We start from the raw sequence: 546 nt of genomic DNA, 5'->3' as shown, positions 1-546 counted from the left end.
AAAGTCTTTAATAAACCGTAACTTACGGTACTCATTTAACCCATGATGACTGTGCAATTGTCGCTTTAACTCACTGAATAACCCTTCAAGAGAATTGGTCGTATTTGGTATATCTAAGTGCTCATATTCTCGATAAGTAAATAGCCAGTTACTATTGGTTCGTAGACTACGATAAGCACTTCTAAGACGCTTGTGCGTGTACCACGTTCTACCAGTATCCTCATTGGTACTACGTTCACTAAGATAGGCTTCATGAGTCAAATACCAGTGATCTAAGCGCTTTATGAACGCTGTCTTATCAAGCTGTATTATGTTTAAAGCGAGCTGTCTAAGCTCAATACTGGCGATGTTCTTAGGGCGACGAGTGAGGTAGCGGGTCACTATTTGTATTTGATGAAACTGGCACATCTGGCATGGGGTACAGGTAAATAACGTACGCAGTCCTCGTCTACCATCGCAGGTAATACTTTGTATATCAACGCCTAACGATGCTAGGTGATCAATCCCTTGCTTATAGGCACTATTAGTTTCATGACTCACTATCGC

The 546-nt window shown here is 41.4% G+C and carries 1 protein-coding gene; it reads right to left on the bottom strand.

The genetic code is table 11. The features are described from left to right. The coding region (locus ACT3TU_RS14355; protein ID WP_444784545.1) for an IS256 family transposase, variant Zn-binding type at positions 1-546 on the bottom strand (546 nt) is incomplete at both ends.

This window comes from Psychrobacter sp. AOP3-A1-26, from assembly GCF_052378235.1.
In the GTDB taxonomy this organism is placed as follows: domain Bacteria; phylum Pseudomonadota; class Gammaproteobacteria; order Pseudomonadales; family Moraxellaceae; genus Psychrobacter.
The sequence above is the reverse complement of the archived record's forward strand: the minus strand, read 5'-3'. Positions and strand labels throughout refer to the sequence as shown.